This window comes from Arthrobacter sp. R4, from assembly GCF_051365025.1.
Lineage (GTDB): Bacteria > Actinomycetota > Actinomycetes > Actinomycetales > Micrococcaceae > Arthrobacter.
In genome coordinates, this window is the sequence record NZ_JBLWIJ010000013.1 from 67,033 (window position 1) to 89,459 (window position 22,427).

19 protein-coding genes are annotated in these 22,427 nt (G+C 67.0%); 9 read left to right on the forward strand and 10 right to left on the reverse strand.

All coding sequences use genetic code 11. The features are described from left to right. Positions 1–62 precede the first annotated feature (62 nt). Together ACLKOZ_RS08800 and ACLKOZ_RS08805 are read left to right on the forward strand one after the other, a co-directional pair. Positions 63–5,192: a DNA glycosylase AlkZ-like family protein gene (locus ACLKOZ_RS08800; RefSeq protein ID WP_436474410.1), complete on the forward strand. Its 5,130-nt coding sequence runs from the start codon at positions 63–65 to the stop codon at positions 5,190–5,192. Continuing rightward, positions 5,185–6,024 (forward strand): Fpg/Nei family DNA glycosylase, encoded by an 840-nt coding sequence (locus ACLKOZ_RS08805; protein ID WP_436474412.1) that lies wholly within the window; start codon positions 5,185–5,187, stop codon positions 6,022–6,024. Before ACLKOZ_RS08800 ends, ACLKOZ_RS08805 begins: the two co-directional genes overlap by 8 nt. Here ACLKOZ_RS08805 and ACLKOZ_RS08810 read toward each other — a convergent pair. After that, positions 6,021–6,698, reverse strand: coding sequence for a YczE/YyaS/YitT family protein (locus tag ACLKOZ_RS08810; RefSeq protein WP_436474414.1), 678 nt, complete (start codon positions 6,696–6,698; stop codon positions 6,021–6,023). The two genes, ACLKOZ_RS08805 and ACLKOZ_RS08810, sit on opposite strands and share 4 nt — an antisense overlap. Before the next feature lie 61 nt (positions 6,699–6,759). On the opposite strand from ACLKOZ_RS08810, the gene ACLKOZ_RS08815 reads away from it, so the two are divergent. Further along, positions 6,760–8,340 (forward strand): PLP-dependent aminotransferase family protein, encoded by a 1,581-nt coding sequence (locus ACLKOZ_RS08815; protein WP_436474416.1) that lies wholly within the window; start codon positions 6,760–6,762, stop codon positions 8,338–8,340. A gap of 54 nt (positions 8,341–8,394) precedes the next feature. Here the strand turns inward: ACLKOZ_RS08815 and ACLKOZ_RS08820 are convergent, their stop codons facing one another. After that, complete coding sequence (locus tag ACLKOZ_RS08820) at positions 8,395–8,898, reverse strand: DUF4188 domain-containing protein (protein ID WP_436474418.1); 504 nt, start codon at positions 8,896–8,898, stop codon at positions 8,395–8,397. Between the two features lie 78 nt (positions 8,899–8,976). On the opposite strand from ACLKOZ_RS08820, the gene ACLKOZ_RS08825 reads away from it, so the two are divergent. Further along, positions 8,977–9,552: a TetR-like C-terminal domain-containing protein gene (locus ACLKOZ_RS08825; RefSeq protein ID WP_436474420.1), complete on the forward strand. Its 576-nt coding sequence runs from the start codon at positions 8,977–8,979 to the stop codon at positions 9,550–9,552. Positions 9,553–9,624: 72 nt separating this feature from the next. Here ACLKOZ_RS08825 and ACLKOZ_RS08830 read toward each other — a convergent pair whose 3' ends face one another. Next, on the reverse strand, positions 9,625–10,317 hold the full coding sequence (locus ACLKOZ_RS08830) for an SRPBCC domain-containing protein (RefSeq protein WP_436474422.1): 693 nt from the start codon (positions 10,315–10,317) through the stop codon (positions 9,625–9,627). Next, positions 10,310–10,957: an ArsR/SmtB family transcription factor gene (locus ACLKOZ_RS08835; RefSeq protein WP_436474424.1), complete on the reverse strand. Its 648-nt coding sequence runs from the start codon at positions 10,955–10,957 to the stop codon at positions 10,310–10,312. The genes ACLKOZ_RS08830 and ACLKOZ_RS08835 overlap by 8 nt, the downstream gene beginning before the upstream one ends. A gap of 104 nt (positions 10,958–11,061) precedes the next feature. Between ACLKOZ_RS08835 and ACLKOZ_RS08840 the strand changes: the two genes are divergently transcribed. Continuing rightward, positions 11,062–12,042 (forward strand): RluA family pseudouridine synthase, encoded by a 981-nt coding sequence (locus ACLKOZ_RS08840; protein ID WP_436474426.1) that lies wholly within the window; start codon positions 11,062–11,064, stop codon positions 12,040–12,042. Here the strand turns inward: ACLKOZ_RS08840 and ACLKOZ_RS08845 are convergent. Then, entirely contained in the window at positions 12,014–12,544 is a 531-nt protein-coding gene (locus ACLKOZ_RS08845; RefSeq protein ID WP_436474428.1) for an O-acetyl-ADP-ribose deacetylase, read from the reverse strand. The genes ACLKOZ_RS08840 and ACLKOZ_RS08845 overlap by 29 nt on opposite strands. An 87-nt stretch (positions 12,545–12,631) precedes the next feature. On the opposite strand from ACLKOZ_RS08845, the gene ACLKOZ_RS08850 reads away from it, so the two are divergent. Both ACLKOZ_RS08850 and ACLKOZ_RS08855 read left to right on the forward strand, forming a co-directional pair. Further along, positions 12,632–13,258 (forward strand): hypothetical protein, encoded by a 627-nt coding sequence (locus ACLKOZ_RS08850; RefSeq protein WP_436474430.1) that lies wholly within the window; start codon positions 12,632–12,634, stop codon positions 13,256–13,258. A gap of 42 nt (positions 13,259–13,300) precedes the next feature. Then, positions 13,301–13,933 (forward strand): DedA family protein, encoded by a 633-nt coding sequence (locus tag ACLKOZ_RS08855; RefSeq protein ID WP_337351897.1) that lies wholly within the window; start codon positions 13,301–13,303, stop codon positions 13,931–13,933. An 18-nt stretch (positions 13,934–13,951) separates the two neighbouring features. Here ACLKOZ_RS08855 and ACLKOZ_RS08860 read toward each other — a convergent pair whose 3' ends face one another. The 3 genes from ACLKOZ_RS08860 to ACLKOZ_RS08870 all read right to left on the reverse strand — a co-directional run bounded on the left by ACLKOZ_RS08860 (position 13,952) and on the right by ACLKOZ_RS08870 (position 17,996). Further along, the gene (locus ACLKOZ_RS08860) at positions 13,952–14,257 is read right to left on the reverse strand and encodes a hypothetical protein (protein ID WP_337348025.1); all 306 of its coding nucleotides are present in this window, start codon (positions 14,255–14,257) and stop codon (positions 13,952–13,954) included. A 92-nt stretch (positions 14,258–14,349) separates the two neighbouring features. Beyond that, the gene (ppc, locus tag ACLKOZ_RS08865; RefSeq protein ID WP_337348024.1) at positions 14,350–17,172 is read right to left on the reverse strand and encodes a phosphoenolpyruvate carboxylase; all 2,823 of its coding nucleotides are present in this window, start codon (positions 17,170–17,172) and stop codon (positions 14,350–14,352) included. Positions 17,173–17,315: 143 nt separating this feature from the next. Continuing rightward, complete coding sequence (locus ACLKOZ_RS08870; RefSeq protein ID WP_337351896.1) at positions 17,316–17,996, reverse strand: NADPH-dependent F420 reductase; 681 nt, start codon at positions 17,994–17,996, stop codon at positions 17,316–17,318. A gap of 147 nt (positions 17,997–18,143) precedes the next feature. Between ACLKOZ_RS08870 and ACLKOZ_RS08875 the strand changes: the two genes are divergently transcribed. Then, on the forward strand, positions 18,144–18,980 hold the full coding sequence (locus ACLKOZ_RS08875) for a DUF1684 domain-containing protein (RefSeq protein ID WP_436474433.1): 837 nt from the start codon (positions 18,144–18,146) through the stop codon (positions 18,978–18,980). Between the two features lie 8 nt (positions 18,981–18,988). Here ACLKOZ_RS08875 and ACLKOZ_RS08880 read toward each other — a convergent pair whose 3' ends face one another. After that, on the reverse strand, positions 18,989–20,215 hold the full coding sequence (locus tag ACLKOZ_RS08880) for an acyl-CoA dehydrogenase family protein (protein WP_436474435.1): 1,227 nt from the start codon (positions 20,213–20,215) through the stop codon (positions 18,989–18,991). Then, positions 20,212–21,048, reverse strand: coding sequence for a 3-hydroxyacyl-CoA dehydrogenase (locus tag ACLKOZ_RS08885; protein ID WP_436474437.1), 837 nt, complete (start codon positions 21,046–21,048; stop codon positions 20,212–20,214). Before ACLKOZ_RS08885 ends, ACLKOZ_RS08880 begins: the two co-directional genes overlap by 4 nt. Before the next feature lie 139 nt (positions 21,049–21,187). On the opposite strand from ACLKOZ_RS08885, the gene ACLKOZ_RS08890 reads away from it, so the two are divergent. Then, positions 21,188–22,390: a glycoside hydrolase family 76 protein gene (locus ACLKOZ_RS08890; protein WP_436474439.1), complete on the forward strand. Its 1,203-nt coding sequence runs from the start codon at positions 21,188–21,190 to the stop codon at positions 22,388–22,390. Positions 22,391–22,427 lie beyond the last annotated feature (37 nt).

Sequence of the window (22,427 nt, forward strand, 5' to 3'; positions counted from 1 at the left end):
CTGGAATTCACCGGCCCGCCTGGGCCGGCCGTCCTGTCGGTGGGGTAGGGCATGATGGAGGCATGCAGGAGAACCAGCCGCCTGAAACCGGTCCACACGCCGTTTCAGACGCCCCCATGGGCAGGTTCAGCCGCCCCACCCGGGACTGGTTCCTGGGCGCCTTTTCGGAGCCGACTCCTGCCCAGATTGGCGCCTGGAACGCCATCTCCTCCGGCTCGCACGCCCTCGTGGTGGCGCCCACCGGGTCAGGCAAGACCCTCGCGGCCTTCCTGTGGGCCCTGGACCGCCTGCTGTCCTCCGCCCCGGCGCCTGCTCCGGAGCTGCCCGGCATCGACGCGCCTCCAGGAAAGGGTAGGCGCCCCCGGGCTCCCAAGCGTAAAACCCGGGTCCTGTATATCTCGCCCCTGAAAGCCCTGGGCGTCGACGTCGAACGGAACCTCCGCTCACCCCTGATCGGCATTACGCAGACGGCCAAGCGGCTGGAGCTGCCTGCCCCGCTGATCACTGTGGGGGTCAGGTCCGGGGACACCACGACCGCGGACCGCCGCGCGCTGCTCAGCAACCCGCCGGACATCCTCATCACCACGCCCGAATCGCTGTTCCTGATGCTGACGTCCAGGGCCCGCGAAACGTTGACCGAAGTGGACACCATCATCGTTGACGAGGTCCACGCCGTCGCAGGCACCAAGCGGGGGGCGCACCTGGCCGTTTCGCTGGAACGGCTCGATGCCCTACTGCCCAAACCGGCCCAGCGCATCGGACTTTCGGCCACGGTTGAGCCCCGCGAGCTGGTGGCCCAGTTCCTAGCCGGGTCCGCACCGGTAGAGATCGTGGCGCCGCCATCGCGCAAAAACTGGGACCTCACTGTTTCCGTTCCGGTGGAAGACATGTCCGACCTCCAGGGCGCAGCCGGAGCCTTCGACTCCGGCCCGGCTTCAGGGCTCCAGCCGCAGGCCTCCATCTGGCCACATGTGGAGGAAAAAATCGTTGACCTGGTGCTGGCCAACCAGTCCACCATCGTCTTCGCCAACTCCCGCCGCCTTGCCGAGCGCCTCACAGCGCGACTGAACGAGATCTACGCCGAGCGGCAACTCGTGGCCGTCGGCGGCGGTTGGGGGGACGTTGAGCCCGGGGCTGCGACGGACGGGCCTGCGGGTGTTACGGCGTCAGCTGTTCCGGTAGCGACTGTACCGGTGTCCACGGCAACACCCGCCCACATGATGGCGCAGGCCGGCAGCACCGCCGGCGCCGATCCTGTGCTGGCCCGCGCCCACCACGGCTCCGTCTCCAAGGACCAGCGTGCCCTGATCGAGGACGACCTCAAGTCCGGCCGGCTGCGGTGCGTCGTTGCCACCTCGTCCCTGGAGCTCGGCATCGACATGGGAGCCGTGGACCTCGTGGTGCAGGTGGAATCCCCGCCCTCCGTGGCCAGCGGCCTGCAAAGGGTGGGCCGGGCCGGTCACCAGGTGGGCGAAATTTCCCAGGGCGTGCTCTTCCCCAAGCACCGGGCAGACCTTGTCCACACTGCCATCACCGTTGAGAGGATGCTCGGGGGAAAGATCGAGCGGCTCTTTGTCCCGGCCAATCCCTTGGACATCCTGGCGCAGCAGACTGTCGCAGCCACTGCCTTGGGAAGCATCGATGTGGAGGAGTGGTTCTCCACGGTCCGGCGGTCCGCGCCCTTCGCCTCCCTCCCCCGTTCCGCCTTTGAGGCCACGTTGGATCTCCTGGCCGGCCGTTATCCGTCCGACGAATTCGCGGAGCTCCGCCCCCGGATCATCTGGGACCGCAACGCCGGCACCATCGAAGGCAGGCCGGGCGCCCAACGGCTAGCCGTCACCTCGGGCGGCACCATCCCTGACCGCGGCCTGTTCGGCGTCTACATCATCGGCACCGAGGTTGAAGGTTCGGCTTCCCCCTCAGGTGACGGCAAGGCGGCCACACCCTCCCCGGCCAAGGGCGGCCGCCGCGTGGGCGAACTCGACGAGGAGATGGTGTACGAATCCAGGGTGGGCGACATCTTTGCCCTCGGCGCCACGAGCTGGAAGATCGAGGACATCACCCACGACCGCGTCCTCGTATCGCCAGCCTTCGGCCAGCCCGGCAAACTTCCCTTCTGGAAGGGTGACTCGCTGGGCAGGCCCGTGGACCTGGGCCGCGCGCTGGGCGCCTTCGTGCGGGAACTGTCCGCGTCCGACGTCGGGCCTGCCACCGAACGCTGCCAGGCCAGCGGCCTGGATGAATTCGCCGCGAACAACCTGATCCAGTACCTGGCAGAGCAGAAGCTCGCCACTGACGTGGTTCCCAACGACACCACCTTGGTAGTGGAGCGGTTCCATGATGAACTCGGTGACTGGCGTGTGATCCTGCACAGCCCGTTCGGCATGCCAGTGCACGCTCCCTGGGCGCTCGCCGTCGGGCAGCGCCTCCACCAGCGGTATGGCGTGGACGGCTCAGCAATGGCGGCCGATGACGGCATTGTGCTGCGCGTCCCGATGATGGAGGACGAGCCGCCCGGGGCTGAGCTTTTCCTTTTTGACCCCGAGGAACTGGAACAGATTGTCACCGCCGAGGTGGGCGGCAGCGCCCTGTTTGCCTCGCGCTTCCGCGAGTGTGCCGCTCGCGCCTTGCTGCTCCCCCGCCAAACTCCGGGCAAGCGGCAGCCCCTGTGGCAGCAGCGCCAGCGGTCCGCCCAACTCCTGGACGTGGCCCGAAAGTACCCCACGTTCCCTATCGTGCTGGAAACGGTCCGCGAGTGCCTGCAGGACGTGTACGACCTCCCTGCACTGAAAGACATTGCGGCGTCCATCGAACGACGCGAACTGCGGATTGTGCAGACCACCACCCAGCAGCCGTCGCCCTTCGCGAAGTCCCTGCTCTTCGGGTACGTGGCGCAGTTCCTGTATGAGGGCGACTCCCCGCTGGCCGAACGCCGTGCCGCCGCCCTGGCACTGGACTCGACGCTCCTGAACGAGCTGCTGGGCCGGGTGGAACTCCGTGAGCTGCTCGATGCCAAAGTCATCGAGGCCACCGAGCTTGAACTGCAGCGCCTGGCCCCGGACCGCCGTGCCCGCGGGCTGGAAGGCGTTGCCGACCTCCTAAGGCTCCTTGGTCCGCTGGCCATCGAAGAGGTCGCGGCGCGGCTGGAACCGGCCACAGTGCCCGATTCCACCCCCGCGGCTGAGCCCGCTACTGCGGCTGAGCCCGCTACTGCGGCTGAGCCCGCCGAAACCCCGCACGCCGACGCCGCCCTTGCAACTTCCCACCTGGCCGCACTGCAGCGGGCCAACCGTGCCATCAAAATCAATATCGGCGGAGTGGAGCGGTTCGCCGCCGTCGAGGACGCTGCACGCCTGCGGGATGCGATCGGTGTCCCGCTGCCGATGGGCGTGCCGTTGGCCTTCATCGAGCCCGTGGCGGATCCCCTCGGCGATCTTGTATCCCGGTATGCCCGGACCCACGGCCCCTTCACGGCATCCGAGGCAGCGGCACGGCTGGGCCTTGGCGTCGCCGTTGTCAGCACGGCACTGAAGCGCCTCGCCGCGGACGGCCGTGTGGTGGAAGGCGAGTTCCGGCCCCATGCCACACCGGGCCAAGAAACCCCAGCCATTGAAGGTCCCCTGGACGTAGCCTCCGCGGACCTCGTGGACCCGGATGCCAGCCACTCCGACCCGGCGGTGCAGAACCCCACACCGCTGCCAGAATCCACGCAAGTGCACGTGTCCCCGCCCACCAGCGAATGGTGCGACGCCGAGGTGCTCCGGAAGCTGCGGCGCCGGTCGCTGGCGGCACTGCGCGCAGAAGTGGAGCCGGTAGATGCCGCCGCCTACGGGCGGTTCCTGCCCGCGTGGCAGCACGTCAGGACGCCAGGCGCCGGCCGCGGACAGCCTTCCCTGCGCGGGCTGGACGGAATCATTACCGCTATCGACCAGCTGTCCGGGGTTCCGGTCCCGGCATCGGCCTGGGAGCCGCTTGTGCTGGCCAGCCGGGTCTCCAACTACCAGCCCGCCATGCTGGACGAGCTGATGGCCGCCGGGGAAGTCCTCTGGTCCGGCGCCGGCGGGCTTCCCGGGAACGACGGCTGGATCAGCTTGCACCTGGCAGATTCGGCCGAACTGACGCTGAACCCCGCCGTCGAATATGAGCCCGGCGACGCGCAACAACGGCTGCTGGACTACCTCCGGAACAACGGCGGCGGCTACTTCTTCCGCCAGTTGACGGAGGTTGCCGGGGGCATGGACGCAGTGTTGAGCGACCAGGACGTGGTGTCAGCTTTGTGGGACCTCGCGTGGGCCGGGCGGATCACCGGCGACACCTTCGCGCCGGTCCGGGCCCTCATCGCCGGGGGCCACACGGCCCACCGCCAGGTTTCGAAGGCACCACGGCTGCGGGCTCCAAGAATGAGCCGGCTGGGCCGCTCCCACGGCACGGGCCTCTTAGGCTCCCCCGGCCTGGGCTCCTCTGGCTTGGGCGGCGGGCGCTACGGCACAGCGTCCGGAGCCGCGGCCACACCGCCAATGGCAGCCGGACGCTGGTCCGCCCTGCCCTCACCGGAACTGGACCCCACCATCCATGCCCGGGCCACCGCTAAGCTCCTGCTGGACAGGTACGGCGTTGTCACCCGAGGCTCGGTTATGGCCGAGCAGATCCTGGGCGGTTTCGGCCTGATGTACAAGGTCCTGGCCCGGCTGGAAGAGGCTGGGCGTTGCCGCCGCGGGTACTTCATCGAACATCTCGGGGCTGCCCAGTTCGCGGTTCCGGCAACGGTGGACCGGCTGCGTTCCTATTCCGAGGACACCCAGATTGTGAAGCCCGAGCCCATCGCCCTGGCGCTTGCGGCCACCGATCCGGCCAACCCTTATGGGGCTGCCCTGCCCTGGCCCGCCCTCAACGAGGAGGCCGGAACCGGCCACCGGCCCGGACGGAAGGCGGGTGCACTGGTGGTGCTCGTTGACGGCGCGCTGGTCCTTTACGTTGAACGGGGAGGCAAAACACTGCTGGCCTTCAGCGACGACGAACCCGTGCTGTCCGCTGCCGGCTCGGCGCTGGTGGGTGTGGTCACGCGCGGCGCCGTGGACAAGCTCATCATGGAAAAAGTGAACGGCCATGGCATTTTGGACACCCCGGTGGCAGCAGCCCTGGCCGCGGCCGGGGCATACTCCACCCCCAAGGGGCTGAGGATCCGTGCCTGAGGGCGACTCCGTCTGGCGGGCTGCCCAGCAGCTGCACCAAGCCCTGGCCGGGCAGACGCTCACCGCGTCGGACTTCCGCGTCCCCCGGTTCGCCACCCTCAACCTCGCAGGCTGGACCGTGGAAGAGGTGGTCCCCCGAGGCAAGCATCTCCTGATGCGCGTCGTGGGGCCGGAGAATCGGAAACTCACCATCCACTCGCACCTGAAAATGGAAGGCAGCTGGCAGGTCTATCCGCCGGGAGGACGCTGGCGGAAGCCGGGTTTCACCGCCCGGTGCGTACTCCGCACGGCCGCGGCAGACGCCGTCGGATTTTCCCTGGGCATCGTGGAGGTGGTCAAGACTGCGGAGGAGGACACCATCGTGGGCCATCTGGGTCCGGACCTGCTGGGTCCGGACTGGGACCCAGCCGAGGCGGAACGGCGGATCCGCGCGGCACCCGAGGTGCCCATCGGCGTCGCCCTGCTGGACCAGCGCAACCTGGCAGGCATCGGCAACATCTACCGCTGCGAGGCGTGCTTCCTGTCCGGCGTGCACCCGGCGTCGCCGGTATCGGCCGTGGCGGACCTCCTGACCCTGATGACGGACGCCAAACAGCTGCTTGAAGCCAATCTGGGTCCGGGCCGCCGGGTAACCATCCTGAATCCGCGCGGCATGCCAGTGGGACGGATGGCGGGCCGGCCAGGCTACTGGGTTTACGGGCGCGAACACCAGCCGTGCCTCAAGTGCCGGACCCCCATCCGGCGCGGCGTGCTCGGCAAACCCAACGGCGAAGAGGAACGGGACATCTATTTCTGTCCACAGTGCCAGCCGGTGCTGGCTAGCGGGTCCTAGGCGTTCCGGGCCAGCGGTTCAGCACCAGCGGGGTCGACCGGCACACCGGTGAGCTGCCCACCGGTGTCGGGCTCGGGGACACCTGCCCTTGGAATAGCCGCAGGCACCATAAACCACGGGAGCAGCAGCTGCACCAGCGGTCCGATGGCGAGGGCGTAGACCACTGTGCCCACGCCCACCGAACCGCCCAGTAGCCAGCCGACGCCGAGCACCACAACCTCAATCAGGGTGCGCGAGACCCGAACCGACCAGCCGGTGCGCCGTGCCAGGCCTGTCATCAGGCCGTCCCTGGCCCCTGGACCGAACCGGGCACCGATGTAGCAGGCGGACGCGATGCCGTTCAGCAGCACGGCGCCTGCCAGCAGGCCGATCTGGCCACCCAGATGCGAGAACGTTGGGATCAGGGCCAAGCCAACGTCCGCGAAAACGCCCACCAGCACGGCGTTGCAGAGCGTGCCGAAGCCCGGCCACTGCCGCAGCGGGATCCAGAGGAGCAGCACCAGGAAACTGACAATGATGACCACTACACCGATGCTCAGTCCGGTCCTGCCGGCAACGCCCTGATGGAACACATCCCACGGGTCCAGGCCAAGGCCGGCGCGGATGAACATGGCCAGGGATATGCCGTACATGGCGAGGCCAACAAAGAGCTGGAGGAGTCTGCGGGTCAACATAACGACAACTGTGACAGCTAACTGGCATTGAAACATATAGCCAGTTTGAGATACTGGCATTATGTCCCCTTCACTGAACCCGTCCGCGTTGGCCCGTCTCCTGGGCGAGTGGAACCTCGGTGCCGCACCTGCTTACCGCGAACTCGCCGACGTCGTGCGCCTCCTGGTCCTTGACGGCAGGGTGGCCCTCGACACCGCCCTGCCCAGCGAGCGCGGGCTCTCTGAGGCATTGGGCGTCAGCCGGACCACTGTGACAGCGGCGTATGCCCACCTCCGCGAGCAGGGTTTTCTCAGCAGCGGGCAAGGCAGCAGGGGCCGGACCCGGATTCCCCGCCTGACGCCGCTCGGCACGACGGTGCTCAGTCCGGGCGTGACAGGCACAGGGCGGAGCGCCGGAACTGCTTCTCCGCGAGTTGCGACAGCTGGGCTCGCGGCAGCCGGACTCGCTGCCCCCGGGCTGGCGGCACCGGAAGGCCTGATCGACCTCGCCTACGCATCGCTGCCCGCCAGCGGCGAGGTGGTGCACCGCGCGTTCGCGGCAGCACTCACGGAACTTCCCGCGCTGCTGCCAGGATTCGGGTATGACGCCATGGGCCTGCTCCCTTTGCGCGAGGCCGTGGCCGCCCGCTACTCCGCTGCCGGCGCGCCGACCAGCGCCGAACAGATCTTGGTGACGTCGGGCGCCCAGCACGCCCTGAACATCATCATCCGCGCGCTGGCGGGCCGGCAGGACAGGGTACTGGTGGAGCATCCCAGCTATCCGAACGCCCTCGATGCTATCCGCGCGGCCGGCTGCCGGGCCGTTCCAGTGGCCTTCACCACGGCCCACGGCGCCAACACTGACAAGGCCGACGGCGGTCCACCCGCCTTGGTGTGGGACATGCACGCGCTGCAGGCCACCATGATGCAGCAGCGCCCGAAGATCGCGTACGTGGTGCCGGACTTCCACAACCCCACGGGTCAGCTGATGCCCGATCTCCAGCGCCGCCAACTGGTCCGGGCAGCCGCAACCGCGGGAACGGTGCTGGTGGTGGATGAAACACTCCGGGAACTGAACCTCGACGGCGCGGAGACCACTCCCGTGGCAGCCTTCAGCCCCGAGGTGGTCACCATCGGCTCGCTCAGCAAGTCCCACTGGGGCGGACTCCGTACGGGCTGGATCCGCGCCTCAGAAGCCATGATCCAACGCTTTGCAGCGGCAAGGACATCCCTGGATCTGGGTGGACCGGTCATGGAACAGTTGGCGGCGGCCCACCTGGTCCGTGCCCTCGAGGAACCCCTCCCCTCACGGCTGACCGCCCTCCGGGACAACCGCGCAGCCCTCCTGGAACTCCTCGCAGGGCACCTCCCGGAATGGGAAACGGGGCGCCCGGCCGGCGGACTGTCCGTCTGGTGCCGGCTCCCCGCATCGTTCAGCACCGCTCTGACGGTGATCGCCCCCGACTTCGGCATCCGGCTGGCCGCAGGGCCCCGGTTCGGAATTGGCGGCGCCTTCGAACGGTACCTCCGTGTTCCGTTTACCTTGCCACCGGAGCAACTGGAGATCGCAGTCCTGGCCCTGCGTTCGGCCCAGGAAAGGCTCGACGCGGCCCCGCAGCTTCGCCGGACCCTCAAGAACGCTCCGGCCGTGGCGATCGCCTGACGGTCAGCTCTCGAAGGACCCAGCGCCCCTCCTGGTCAGGGGCCGCTTTCCGGGTCAGGTGGCGCTGGCGCCGCGGCCGGCGGTCCGGCCCATCCGCTGCTTTGCGGTGTTTGTTCCGGCCCCGACCGGGACATGCGCGGTGGCCTTGGCGAGGCCAAACAGCGGCATGCCGTTGTAAACGACCTCAATTCCGCCGGCAGGCACCTGGTATGTCTCATGCCAGACGCCCACGTCCCCGGTACCGGCGAGTTCTTTCATAAATCTGCGCCAGGGCTCCAGGTGCGGGGATTCTCGGTCGGCGGCGAACTTCCGCAGATGCTCCGGGCTCTCCCAGTAACTGAGCAGCATGGTGGTGCGGCCGAACCATTGCTCATATCCCAGCATTCCTGCCGCCGGGTCCGCGGCCAGGTGCTGGAGCATCCTGGGCATGGCGGCAGCCACCTTGCCGACGGCTCCGACCTTCCACCATCGGTTTGCCCTCATCCCGATCAAGAAGACCGTCACGGATTCACGTTCCGGGTCAGCGGTGTAGCGGCCCGGAAATACTTTCTGCGCCATGGAACTCCTTGGGTTCAGGGTTTCGTAACCTTGTTTCATAACAATGTTACAAAACAAGGTTATGAAACAATGAACCTCATGGCAAGACCTGTAGTGCACACCGATTCCCTACGGCAGGAGCTGTTGGCCGTCACCGCCGACCTGGTGGACCGTGACGGCCCTGCGCGGGTGACGCTGCGCGATGTGGCAGCGGCTGCCCGTACCTCCACCACGGCCGTCTATTCGCTGTTCGGCGGAAAATCCCAACTCCTGACCGCCGTCGTGGACGACGGATTCCGTTCATTCCATGACTCACAAGTGGCAGCCTCCCCGGGTGGACTGCAGGGACTTGGCGTGGCCTACCGGACCTGGGCGCTGGAGCACCAGGCCCTCTACCGGCTGATGTTCGGGGGCGCCTTGGCTGCGTACGTCGACTGCCAGCCCAGTCCTGATGTAGCCGCCGATGCCATGGTGCCCCTGATCAACGCCGTCGCCACAGCCCAGACGGCCGGAACCCTGCTGCCGGCACCCGCGGAGATGGTCGCCGTCGCTATCTGGGGGCAGGTCCATGGCCTGGTGAGCCTGGAACTGGCGCAGGTGGGGCCGCCGGACGCGGACTGGGCCGCAGTGTACAGCTCGGCCCTGGACGCCATCGCCCGCGGTTGGGCCGCCTGACGCCCTGGTTTCGCGAGCGCCCGCGTGGACGTTCCCGCCGCGCTGAACCGCCCGCGATGCGCAAAGCCCCCCCTATGCGTAGACCTTTTCCAGGAACAAGCCCCAGGCCTTGGCGGTGGCGTCCGAGTCCCCGCTGCCCCTGAAGTCGTGGACAGTCATGCCCACCGGAGCGCCAAAGGCGTTGCGGCCGAAGAACCGATACAGCGAATCCGCCGTCCGCAGCCCCAGGAAGTTCTCATTGGAAAAGTCCACTTCGCCGGAAAGCCGCCCCACGCCGTCGACCTCAAGCTCAACGGCGGCGCCCTGCGCGGCGGTGTCCACGCCCAGCGCCTTCTTCAGCCGTTCGAAACCGTCCGGGGACTGCGACGCCGCCGGAGCCTGGATGTCCGTGAACACCACAGGCATGCCATCGAAGTACTTCAGGTACTGGCCCAGCGTGTGGAGGTAGAACTCCGTGTGCTTGCTCGCGCCGTCGTACTGCTCATCCCAGTTGTCGGCGAAAATCCCGCTGTGGACATAATGCAGCTGTGCGCGGCCGCCGTCGAGCGGTTCCAGGACGTGCTCCAACTGGTTGAACCAGCCGTCCGGGCCGTCCATCCGGGAGACGAGGTGCGTGGGGTACTCCTGGACAGTCTTGACGTCCGGCCACTGATCCGTGGGGAACATCCATGCCGGAGTGCCTTTGGTCACGGCTTCCCAGACACGTTCGGGAGTGCCTGGAAGTTCGGTGTCGCAGACGATTTCAAATTCACGGTTTTCAGTCATTGTCCTGCTCCTTCGCTGAAAAGGGTTTGATGGGGGTCTTAAGTACAGGGTGAAGCGCGACGACGAGCCGATGCTTGCGCCCGCCGCCCGCCGGGGTGCCGCTTGGGCGAGTGCCGCTGCCGCCGTCGTGATACTTGTCCACCAGGCGGGTCACCGCCACGCCGAGCTCCTCGGCAAAGGCGGCGCGGTCTGCTGCGGTGCGGAAGGTTACCTCGCCGTCGATCGCGAACGTCGCGAGCTTTTGCCGTGCGGCGGCGGCACCGGCGATCAGCTTGCCCATTTCCTGGACCATGCGGCCCGCGAGCGCCAACAGCCAGAAGGCCGAAAAGCGGTCCGAGAACCTGTGCGGGTCCGGGGCCACCGAGGCTAGAGCCACCGGCGAAATCAGGTAGGAGGCCGCCGTCGCCTGGAGGACGCGCTCAGTGACGTTCCCCTTGCGCCGCTCCTCCACCAGCTCCACCAGCCCGTGCCGTTCGAGGGCCTTGAGGTGGTAGTTGACCTTCTGCCGGGGCAGTCCCACTTTGGCGGCGAGCCGCGTGGCCGACCCCGGCTCAGAGAGCTCCCGGAGGATGCGCGTCCGGATCGGGTCCAGCGACGCTTCCGCCGCAGCGGGGTCCTCGATCACTTCGATGTCCAACATGCTTAAAGTATGGCTACCGACAACTTTTCTTGTCAAGAACTTTTTTACCGTCGGTAACACGACGGGCGGGGACCAAGGAGCCGGCAAAGTAGAATGGACCGGTGATGCAATCCCCCCTCCCTGTGCGCGACGGCGTCAACGCCACCCGCCTGCGCCTCCCGGACGAGGGGCCGTGGGACACCGCGCTGGACTATATGATGCACCGCTGGGGCCACATCGATCCGCAGGGCATCGAGGACAGGTTCGACGCCGGCGAGATCGTTGGTGAGGGCGGCATTCCCCTGGACCGGGCCACCAGGCTGGCGGACCACACCTTCATTTGGTACTACCGCACGCTGCCGCCCGAGACCCGTATCCCGGTGGAGCTGGACATTCTGCACCAGGACGAACACCTTCTTGTGGTGGACAAGCCGCATTTCCTGCCCACCACCCCCGGCGGCACCTACATCCAGGAGTCGGCCCTGGTCCGGCTCCGGAACCAGCTGGACCTTCCGGACCTGATCCCCATGCACCGCCTGGACCGGATGACCGCAGGCGTGCTGCTGCTGTCCACCAATCCCGAAACCCGCGGCAGGTACCAGGTGCTCTTCGAGAAGCGCCAGGTACAAAAGGAGTACGAATGCGTCTCCGCCGCTGAGCCAGGGCCGGGTTACCCCGCCGTCGATTTCCCAGTTGTGGTGCGGAACCGGATGACCAAGTCCCGCAGCTACCTGCTGGCCGAAGTGATCGACGGCGAACCCAACGCGGAGACCCGGATCGAGCGCCTGGAAACGTTCGACGGCGGCACTCCCGGAGGTGCCGCGGGCACCCCCGCCACTGGCAACGGTCCGCAGCGCCTGGCGCGCTACCGGCTGGAGCCGCACTCCGGCAAAACCCACCAGCTTCGGGTACATATGGCGTCGCTGGGCCTGGGCATCGTCAACGACGCCTTTTATCCCGACCTGCTGGACAAAGCCCCCGACGACTACACCAAGCCGTTGCAGCTCCTGGCACGCGGCATCAGGTTCGTGGACCCCATCAGCCAAAAACCAGTGGAGTACCGCAGCCGGCTGGAGCTCAGCGAGGTTGCCAGAACACGGCCTTGAAGTCCTCCTCCATCTCGGAGCTGAACAGCACAAATTCCACCAACTCGAGCGCGCTGGCCGGATGTGAGGCACCAAACCCGCTGACGGCGTCGTACGCGGCTGCGGCCACGTCGCTACCCCGCCAGCCGTAGACCCCGCCGCCCACGGCCGGGAACGCGACGGAGCCGGCACCTACTGAATCCGCGACCCGCAGGCTTTCACTGAAGCACGACACCAGCAGCGCCCGGTTGGTCTGTCCGGCATGGCGGTTCGGCCCCACGGTGTGGATGACCCAGCGCGCCGCGAGTCCGAAACCCGGAGTTGCGACGGCGGCACCCACGGCCAGTCCATGCGGCAGGTCAGTGTCGCGCAGAGCCCGGCAGGCAGCCAGTAACTCGGGCCCCGCGGCCCGGTGGATGGCCCCGTCCACTCCCCCGCCGCCCAGCAGCGAGGAATTCGCCGCGTTCACGATCGCGTCCACGGAGCGGGCGGTGATGTCGCCTTGGAGAACCTGGATGCGCATGCGGCCAGTGTCCCACCGGAACCCTCTGGATGACAGGCCGGAGCAGGAATATCCTGTGTGCAGGGTTCGCGCAAAGGTGGGAGAACCATGGATATTCTCAGTGAGATCCCCGGGGACCGGACGGCCGCCACATTCGCCTACGCCGCTGCAGGCCTCGGTGTGGTGGGCGTGGCAACCCTTGGTGCCATGTACGCCATCGAGGTGCCCAAAAACGGGCCCTTCATCTTCGGCACCATCAACGACGCCACCGGAGGCGTCTTCAACCTGGTGGCCATCCCCGTGGTGGTCCAGGTTCACCGGCGCCTTCGCCGAACGCCGGGTTCAGAGACGGCCAAATGGGTAGTCATCATTGCCTCAGGTGCCGGCGCCGCGAGCTCTTTCCTGCTCGTTTTCAAGAAACTCGATTTCACGGTGTCCACCGGTATCTCCGTCGGGGCCATGACCGTCCAGGCTGCCTGGTTCCTGCTGGCCAACCGTGCACTGCTCAAAGCAGGAGGCTACCCCCGGGACCTCGCGAGGCTGGGGCAGTTCATCGGCGGGGCATTGCTGGCGGCACTCCCGGTGGCGGGGGTCGCCGTCGTCGGGCGGGCACCGAAATGGTTCCGCTGGGGCATCGGAGGCGCCGGAATAGCGGTGGGAGCCGCAGCGTGGGCCGCCTGGCCATACTGGTACTTCCTGGCTGGGCGGCACCTTAGCCACCGGCATTCGGCGTAAGCGCCCACACCGCCCCGGCCGATAGTGCGGTACTTTGTGGCCATGGACTTTGGCAACGCGGACAACTGGGGGGCTGCGATCTACTTCTGGATCATCCCCGTGGTCCTCGGCGATGCCATCTTCCCGCCCATCCCGTCCGAGATGGTGGTCATCACTGGCGGAGCGCTCTCGGCCGACGGCCGGGCCAACGTCTTCCTGGTGGGAGCTCTGTCCGCTGTGGCGTCCTGGATTGGCGACATGGTGGTTTTCCAGCTTTTCAAACGCCGGCTGAGCCATGTGCTTGATCGCTGGCGCTGGGGCAGGAAAGTCCACCACGGCATCCACGAGGCCATCGCCAAAGCCGGCCGCTCCTCCACCTACGGGACCATCATCGGAGCGCGTTTCATCCCGGGTGGACGCTTGGCGACGTCGGCTGCCGCCGGAATTGCCGACGTCTCGGTCCGCGGGTTCAGCCTCTGCGCGGGCCTCGGCGCAATCCTCTGGGCGTGCTGGCTCGTAGGCCTGGGCTACTTCACCGGTTCCGCCACGAAGCTGCCGTTCTGGGCCAGCTCCCTGATCGGGGTGGCCCTCGGCCTGGTGATCGGCGTCGTCGTCGGAATAATTGCGACCCGGCGCCGCGGCACCCGCTCCCCCGTGGACGAGCCGCCCCCTGCGGCTGAGGCCCCGGGAGCGTAAGGCCCCTCGGCAGCTGAGCTAGATCGGCGCCCAGCGGCCGCGGTTACGGCGGAGCACCATCAGCGAGCCTGTCAGCGCAACGCGTTCGACGGCGTCGCGCATCATGGCAGCCGACTCCCGCGCCTGCTGGTTCTCACCGTTGTATTCCGTGGCTTCGACCAAGAAGCGGAGGTTCAACTGCGGGACGCCGCCGGCAATGTCGAGTTGGTTGGACTCCACATGGTGGCGGGTCTCCAGCGCTTCTACGGCGGCCGCCATCACGGCTTCCGGCGGGTTGCCGGGCTTCAAGCCGGTGATTTTCAGGCGCGTCTGGAACGAAGGCATGCCGTCAACCTTACCTAGACCCCGTGTTGCCCTATCACTTATGGTCCTTATCGGGGCCGAATGAGGACCACAAGTGATAGCGCAAGTGGTGGTTAGCCGGTGTTGCGCAGGCCCGCTGCCACACCGTTGACCGTGATCAGCATGGCCCGCTGGAGGCGTTCGTCGATCTCAGCCCCACTGATGCTTTCACCCTCGGCGCCCTGGCCGGCCCGCACGCGGCGAAGCAGTTCCACCTGCAGGTAGCTGATGGGGTCAAGGTACTGGTCGCGGATCTCGAGTGAGCGTTTGAGCGTGGGCTGGGCATCCAGGAGCACGTTTTCGCCGGTCAGGTTCTGGATCTCGGTGACCGTGAGGTCGTACTCCTCGCGGATGGCCCGGAAGAGGTGGTGCAGGTCTTCCGGGACCAGGGTGGCCACGTAGTAACCGGCGATGTCCAGGTCCGTCTTGGCCAGCGTCATTTCCACGTTCGAAAGAACCGAGCGGAAGAAGTGCCAGTTCTCCATCATCTCCACCAGCTGGGCGGAGCTCCCGGCCTCACGGGCAGCCTTCAGGCCCGAGCCCACGCCGAACCAGCCCGGCACGATCTGCCGGGACTGGGTCCAGCCGAAGACCCAGGGGATGGCTCGCAGGCCGCCGAGGCCGGCGCCGGAGTCCGGGCGCTTGGACGGGCGCGAACCGATGTTCAGGGAGCCGAGCTGCTCCACGGGTGTCGAAGCCATGAAGTACGCGGGGAGGTCCGGATGGTCGATCAGCTTCCGGTACCGGTCGAAGGCGGCGTCGGAGATGGTTTCCATGACGTGCCCGTACCGCTCGCGCTGGTCATCGGACGTCCGCGGATCGCGGTGCAGCGCCGAGCCTTGGAGCACCGCCGCCAAGGAAAGTTCGAGGTTTTCGCGGGCCAGTTCAGGCAACGAGTACTTGTCCGAGATGACCTCACCTTGTTCGGTGAATTTGATCTCGCCTTCAAGTACTCCGTTGGGCTGGGCCATGATGGCGTCGTAGGTGGGCCCGCCGCCACGGCCCACGGAACCTCCGCGGCCGTGGAACAGGCGCACCCGGACACCGTGCTTCGCGGCGACGTCGCGGAGTTTCCGCTGCGTCTTGTGGATCTCCCACTGGCTGGTCATCACACCGGATTCCTTGTTGGAGTCCGAGTAGCCGAGCATGATTTCCTGGACGTCGCCGCGGAGCCGTACCAGTTCGCGGTAGGACGGATCGGACAGCAACTGGTCCACGATCTCCGCAGAGGCCCGGAGTTCCTCCACCGTTTCCAGGAGCGGTGCGAACCCGATCTTGGCGTGCGGGTTTTCGCCGAAGAGGTTCACCAGGCCGGCTTCGCGGGCCAGGACCGCTGCAGCAAGGACATCGTCAGCGCCGCGGGTCATGGAAATGATGTACGTCTCAATGACGTCCGGGCCGTAGATGCGCAGGGCGCGGCGGATCTCACGGAAGACGTCGTACGTGCCATCGGCCACGCCGTCGAGCTTAATGGGGTGCCCGGAGAGCGGGCGGCGCGAGGCCAGCTCCGATCCCAGCACTTCGAAGCGCTCCTCCCGGCTGAGCTCCGCATAGCGCAGGCCCGGGCCACCGAGCCGGTCCATCAGCTGGCCGACGGCGTCATGGTGGTGGTCGGCGTGCTCACGGATGTCCAGGGTGGCAAGGTGCAGGCCGAAGGACGCCACGGCCCGGCGGACGCGTGCCAGCGCACCGTCGGCAGCGAGCGACGCCGAGTGGTTCCGGAGCGAGAGTTCCAGCAGTTCGAGGTCGGCCAGGAGCTCGTCCGTGGCGCTGTAGTCACGGCCGTGCTCGTGCACCGCGCCGGTAGCCACGCGCTTGCCCGTGTTGATCAGCTTGGCCTTGATGCAGGTGAGCTTGAGCCGGTAGGGCTCCTGGGCATTGAGCTCCAGCACGCGTCGGTCCAGGCCCGGAAGTTTTTTCAGGTCTGCGTCGATGGATTCCAGCAGCTCCTTGTCCGCGCCGGCAAGGGCGGTGGAGTTGGAGAGGATGGAGATCAGTTCATCGATCATGCCGATGCTGATGCGCACTGCGTGCTGGTTCTGGATCTGGAGGATTTCGCGGGTGACGGACGCCGTGACGTTGGGGTTGCCGTCCCTGTCGCCGCCGATCCAGGACCCGAAGCGGATGGGCGCGTTCTGGTTGGCGAGGGTGACGCCGTGTTCGCCGAGCAGTTCCGAGAGTTCGGTGAGCATCTCGGGCATGGCGTCGGTCAGGATGCCGCCGAGGTAGTAAATAGCATTGCGGGCCTCATCCACCGGAGTGGGCCGGACCTGGCGGAGTTCGTCCGTCTGCCACATCTGGTCAATGATTTCGGCCAGCTGGCGGTCCTGCCGGCGCCGGGCCGTGGTGCCCTCGTGGGTGGGCTGGGCCAGCACGTCGGAGAGCTTGCGGATTTTGTCCAGCACCGAGCGGCGCGAGGCCTCGGTGGGGTGGGCTGTGAAGATGGGCCGGACATCCAGCCCATTGACCACTTCCTGGAGCACGGCCGGGCCGGCTTGGTCGGCGATGTCGGACACGGCCTTGGCCAGCCAGCCGTCCTTTTCCGCCCGTGTCCGCAGGCCACGGACGCGGTGGACCTGTTCGGCGGCGTTGGCGAGGTGGAAGTAGAAGGCGAAGGCGCGCACCAGGTCAGTGGCCTGCTCGATGGGCAGGGAGCCGAGCAGTTCACGGACCTGCGCGACGACGTCGTGGGCGCTCCACGGGCCGGTGGCATCCGCGCCGCCGCGGGCAGCTTCCTTGGATTCCTTGGTCAGGAGGCGTACCTGTTCCACCAGGTCCAGGAGTTCGGGTCCGTGCTGGCGAACCAGCGATTCACCCAGCAGCGTGGAAACACGCCGGACATCAGCCCTCAGCTCTGCGGCAAGGTCAGTTTCGGAATTTATTGCAGTGTCAGCCATGGAAACTATCTTTCGAGGGTTCGGACTTGGCTCGTACACTGCGCTGGATACCTGTGAGCCACGTTACTAGCTAAAGATGCTACCCGCAGGTGGCCGCCACCGGGGAATCCGTCTCAGATAGTGTCGCTGCCTTTTCCGATGTTTCAGCGCACGATCTTGAAATTGAAATCGAGGGTGCCGAGCACACTGTAGAGGCGCAGCCACACAGGCATCATCATTTCAGCTCCGCGGGCTGTGGTGATGTCACCGAGGTCGACGATGTCCCGGTGCCCCAGCTCCTGCAGCAGCCCTGTGACCGTCTCCTTCGCTTCTGCGTCGTCGCCGGAGACAAACACGGAATGGTCCCCGCCGGCCAACCGGCCGGGGTCCACCATCAGGCCCGCGTTCATCGTATTCAGGGTCTTGACCACGCGGGCATCCGGGAAGGAGCGCTGGATCCTCTCGCCGAGGCTGTCGGTGTTGACCGGATTCAAGACCGGCGGCATGCCCTGGGAAAAATCAAGCGCGTTGGATACGTCCACCAGCACTTTGCGGTAGAGGTTGGCGGAGCCGGCAAAGCCCAAGGCGCTCAGGGCACCCGCCCCGTTGGTGGCGTTGACCACCAGCTCGCTGGCAGCGGCCGCCTCGGCGAACGTTTCCAGCGGAATCTCCTGGTTGGCGGCGTGCCACTCGCTGAACGGCGGGGCGCCCATGGCATCCGGGCCGGAGCGGGCGAACGTTTCCTGGGGATCGCGCGTGCCGAGCACCACGCTATGCCCCAGCCCGGCCAGTCCACCGGCCAGGGTCCGGCCAACAGTACCCGTCCCAAGGACCGCAATCTTCATGGTTCCTCCGTTTAGCGTAGGTGCAGTGCCACAGTCCGGTTCCGACGTTACTCCCCAGGAACTTCAAGGCAAGGGCAACCGAACAGTGGTGGAATGAACCGTACGCCGCCGGGGTTGTAGCCGGGGCCACCACGTCCAGGAGGAACCATGAACACCACACCTGCGGCCCAGCTGGAACGCTGGCAGCGTTTCCGCACCAACCGCAACAAGGCACTCGCGGCACCCCACGGCTGGCTGACTCTCACCTCGTTCCAGTGGCTCGATAACCAGCCCGCCGCCGTCGACCTCGTCCCCGGGCTGTGGTCAACAGACGGTACGACGGCGGCACTCACCGCCTCCGCGGAAGACGGACTGACGCTCGTGGAGACCGGGCAGCCTGTTGAAGGAACGGTGACGGCGGCGCTGGTCGATGAAGAGTCGCTGATGTGGGTGCAGTTCGGGGGTGACGACGGCAGGCAGGTGGTGGTGGAGCTCGCCATGCGTGCCGGGAAGTATGCCATCCGCACCCGGGATGCAGGCTCGCCGGTCTTTACGGAGTTCGACGGCGTGCCCACCTTTGATTACCGGCCCGACCTTGTGGTGGAGGCCAGCTTCCGGCCATACCCGGAGCCGGTGGACGTCCCCATCGGAACCGCGAATCCGCTGGTGGATGGCGTGCACCGGTCGGTGGGCGAACTGGTGTTCCGCCTGCCCGGCAAGGATCACGAGTTCCACCTGCAGGCCGAAGAAGAGAAGCTCGGCGCCCTCACGGTCACGTTCCATGACGAAACCAATGGAGACTCCACGGACGAATGGCGGAAGGTGTCCACCACCCGGCCCCGCGTCGACCCCTCCGGAAACCCCACCGTGGTCCTGGACTTCAACCGGGCCATCAACTACCCCAGCGCCTTCACCCCCTACGGGACCTGCCCCATGCCGGTGAAGAACAACAGCCTGGACTACCGGATCGAGGCCGGCGAGAAGGATCCTATGCTCGCCGACTGAGCGCGGCGTCAGACGATGGCGGAGACCCCGGTAATGACCCGGCCCACGATGAGGGTGTTGATTTCGAACGAGCCCTCATACGTGTAAATGGCTTCGGCGTCCGCGAAGATCTTGGCCATCCGGTAATCGGTGACAATGCCGTTTCCGCCCAGGATGGACCTGCCCAGCGCAACGGTCTCCCGCATCCGGGCACTGCAGTAAGACTTCGCCAGTGCCACCTGGGCCATGTCCGCGCCGCCGTCCTCCTGGAGCTGGGCGAGCCGTGCCATCATGCCCATGCTGGCCACGGCGTTGCCCAACATGGTGACCAACTGCTGCTGGATGAGCTGGAACTTCGCCAGTGGCCGGCCGAACTGCTGGCGTTCGACGGCGTACTGCCGGGCAACGTCGAAGGCTGCCAACTGCTGCCCCACGGCTTGCCAGGCCACCATGATCCGTGAGCCTTTCAGGAGCTGGTTGGTGTCCTCGAAGCTTTTGATTCCGGCAAAGCGGTCAGCCTCGGAAACGCGGACATCCTCGAAGACAATGTCGGCATTCTGGACGGTCCGCAGGGCAATCTTGTGCTCAATCCGGCTCCGGCTCACGCCCGGCAGTGAGGCGTCCACGACGAAGCCCCGCACGCTGCCGTCGGCCTCGTCGCGGGCCCACACCAGCATGTAGTCGCAGAACGTCCCGTTGCCGATCCAGCGCTTGGCGCCGTTGAGCACCCAAGTGTCGCCGCCGTCGTCGGGCATTCCGGTGGCACCGGAAATGCGCCTCGCCCGGGTTTCCATGCCGCCCGCGACGTCGGAGCCGTGGGCGGGCTCGGTGAGTGCAAACGCCCCCGTGGTGCGGAGGCTTGCCGCGTCCGCGAGCAGCCTGTCCCGCTGCGCCTGCGAACCGAATGCATACAGCGACTCCACAAAGAGGTCGTGGTGGACCAGGAAAAATGTGGCGATTGACGTGTCCACCCGGGTCATTTCGGCAATGACCAGCCCTGCGAACAGGTGGCTGTAGCCGCGCTGGGCCGGCGTACTCAGTTCCAGGGCCGCCAGTTTGGGGAGGATGTGGTCCGGGAATTCGGCGTTGTTCCACCAGTCGGTTGCGTGGGGTGCGATTTCCGCGGCCAGGAACTCCCGCAGCTCCGCCAGTTTGCGCCGCTCGTGCGGGACCAGCAGGGATTCGAACAGGAAAAAGTCGGCCGTGGGCAGGGATTCGGGCCCGGGCAGCTGCGCGGCGGCAGGAGCGGGACTCATTTTGGGCCCATCCTGATGGCGCCGTCCAGGCGGATCGTTTCACCGTTGAGCATCGCATTTTCCACGATGTGGGCCACGAGGGCCGCGTATTCGGCCGGTTTGCCCAGCCGGGAGGGATGCGGCACCTGCCGGCCCAGTGAATCCTGGGCATCCTGCGGCAGACCGGCCATCATGGGGGTTTCGAAGATGCCCGGGGCGATAGTGACCACACGCACCAGCGAGCGCGCCAGTTCCCGCGCGATGGGCAGGGTCATGGCGGCGACGGCTCCCTTGGACGCGGCATACGCGGGCTGGCCGATCTGCCCGTCGAAGGCCGCAACCGACGCCGTGTTGATAATGACGCCGCGCTCGGGTCCGCCAAGTTCGGTGCTGGCGGGTTCCGTGGCGGCCATGGCTTCGGCAGCCAGCCGCAGCACGTTGAACGTCCCGATCAGGTTCACCTGGATGACCCGGCTGAACGCGTCCAACGGGAGGACACCCTCCCGCCCCAGCACCTTGCCGGGCGTGGCTATGCCGGCACAGTTCACCACGATCCGCAGGGGACCCAGGGCGATGGCGGTATCGACGGCGGCCTGGACCTCCGCTTCGTTGGTCACGTCTGCGGGCGCAAAGACGGCGGTTTGGCCAGCAGGTCCCGCAGCAGCAGCGGGCCCGTTCCCGGTCGCCTCGGACCGGGTAGAGCTGTTCAGCTCTGCGGCGAACGCTTCGCCGGCGGAGGACGGCAGGTCGATCAGCACCACAGAAGCGCCGGCGCCGAACAACCGCCTCGCCGTGGCCGCACCCAACCCGGACGCCCCACCCGTGACCAGTGCGACAGAACCGTTGATGTCCATCCATCCTCCTTGATGTGAGCCCGGCGTTGGACGCACAAGCGCGGAACATTAGTTAGTGAATGTTAACTGAAATTGTGACCTGGCGCACCATGCCCGCGACTTTCCGGGATGCGAAGGGCGCACCGCTAGGCTGGAGCGCATGACGCCGCAGGAAGCCGAACCGCCGCCCGCAGACGGGCCCATCGCCCGGGCCGCCCGGGCCACTGAGGCTGCCCGCTCGGTCACCGCCGTCTTTGGCCAACGCCTGTTTTTCCTCCCGGGCACGCACATCGCGGCCGTCCAGCGGCCCTCAAAGCGCGTGGAGAACCTTTTCCGACCCTGGCATTACTGGTGGCAGGCGCACTATGTTGACTGCCTGGTGGACACCGGACTCCGCGAACTGGGCAGCGGTGCCACGCCGGCTGCACGCTTTAACGGGCCGGACCGCCCCAGCGCCGGCAGGCTGGCCTCACGGCTCGTGACAGGCATCCGGCTGCGGAACCTGCTGACGTTCGTCAACAACTACTACGACGACATGGCCTGGCTGGCGCTGTCCACACTGCGGCTGGAGAAACTCGCCGAGGAGTCGCGCAGGCCCGGCCGGCGTCGAAACGCCCGGATCCGGAAAACCCTTACGCTGCAGTTCGATTCCGCTTCCACGGACGACCTCGGCGGCGGCACGTTCTGGAGCAAGAAACGGGACTTCAAGAACACCCCCGCCACCGCCCCCGTGGCCCTGTACTACGCCCGGACCGGGAACCTTGCCAAGGCCCAGGCCCTGCTGGACTGGCTGGACGCCCGGCTGTTTGATCCGGACCAGGGACTTTATCTGGACGGCATCCGGATCAACGCCGCCGGAGAGGCCGTGGTGGAGAGCGCCATCTACACCTATAACCAGGGTCCGGTCCTGGGCGCGTTGCTGGAGCTTGGCGGCGCGGCAAACCTGGCCAGGGCCGCCACCGTGGTGGAGGCGGTGGGCCGCAGCCTGACCCGCGAGCGCGGGGACACGCCCGGCACCCGGGTCCTCCGCTGTGACGGAACGGGCGACGGCGGACTCTTCACCGGGATCCTGTCCCGCTACCTGGCGCTCGCGGCAGCCGACGCCCGCCTCCCCTGGACCGTCCGGAACACTGCCGCCCGGCTGGTCCTGGACACCGCGGATGCATTCTGGGACGGCCGCCGTCCGATCACCCCCGCGGAGCCGTTGGCCCGGCACAGGGGCAAACTGCTCTTTTCAGCCCTCCCGGAAAAACCGGCGGCCAGCACGTATCCGCCAGGTGCCGCCGTCGAACTCTCCACCCAGTTGCAGGCGTGGATGGTGCTCGAAGCCGCCGCAGCCGTTGAGCGGGCATCCACAACGTAAATCATGCACGCCGTGATCCCGAACAGGCGTGGGCGAC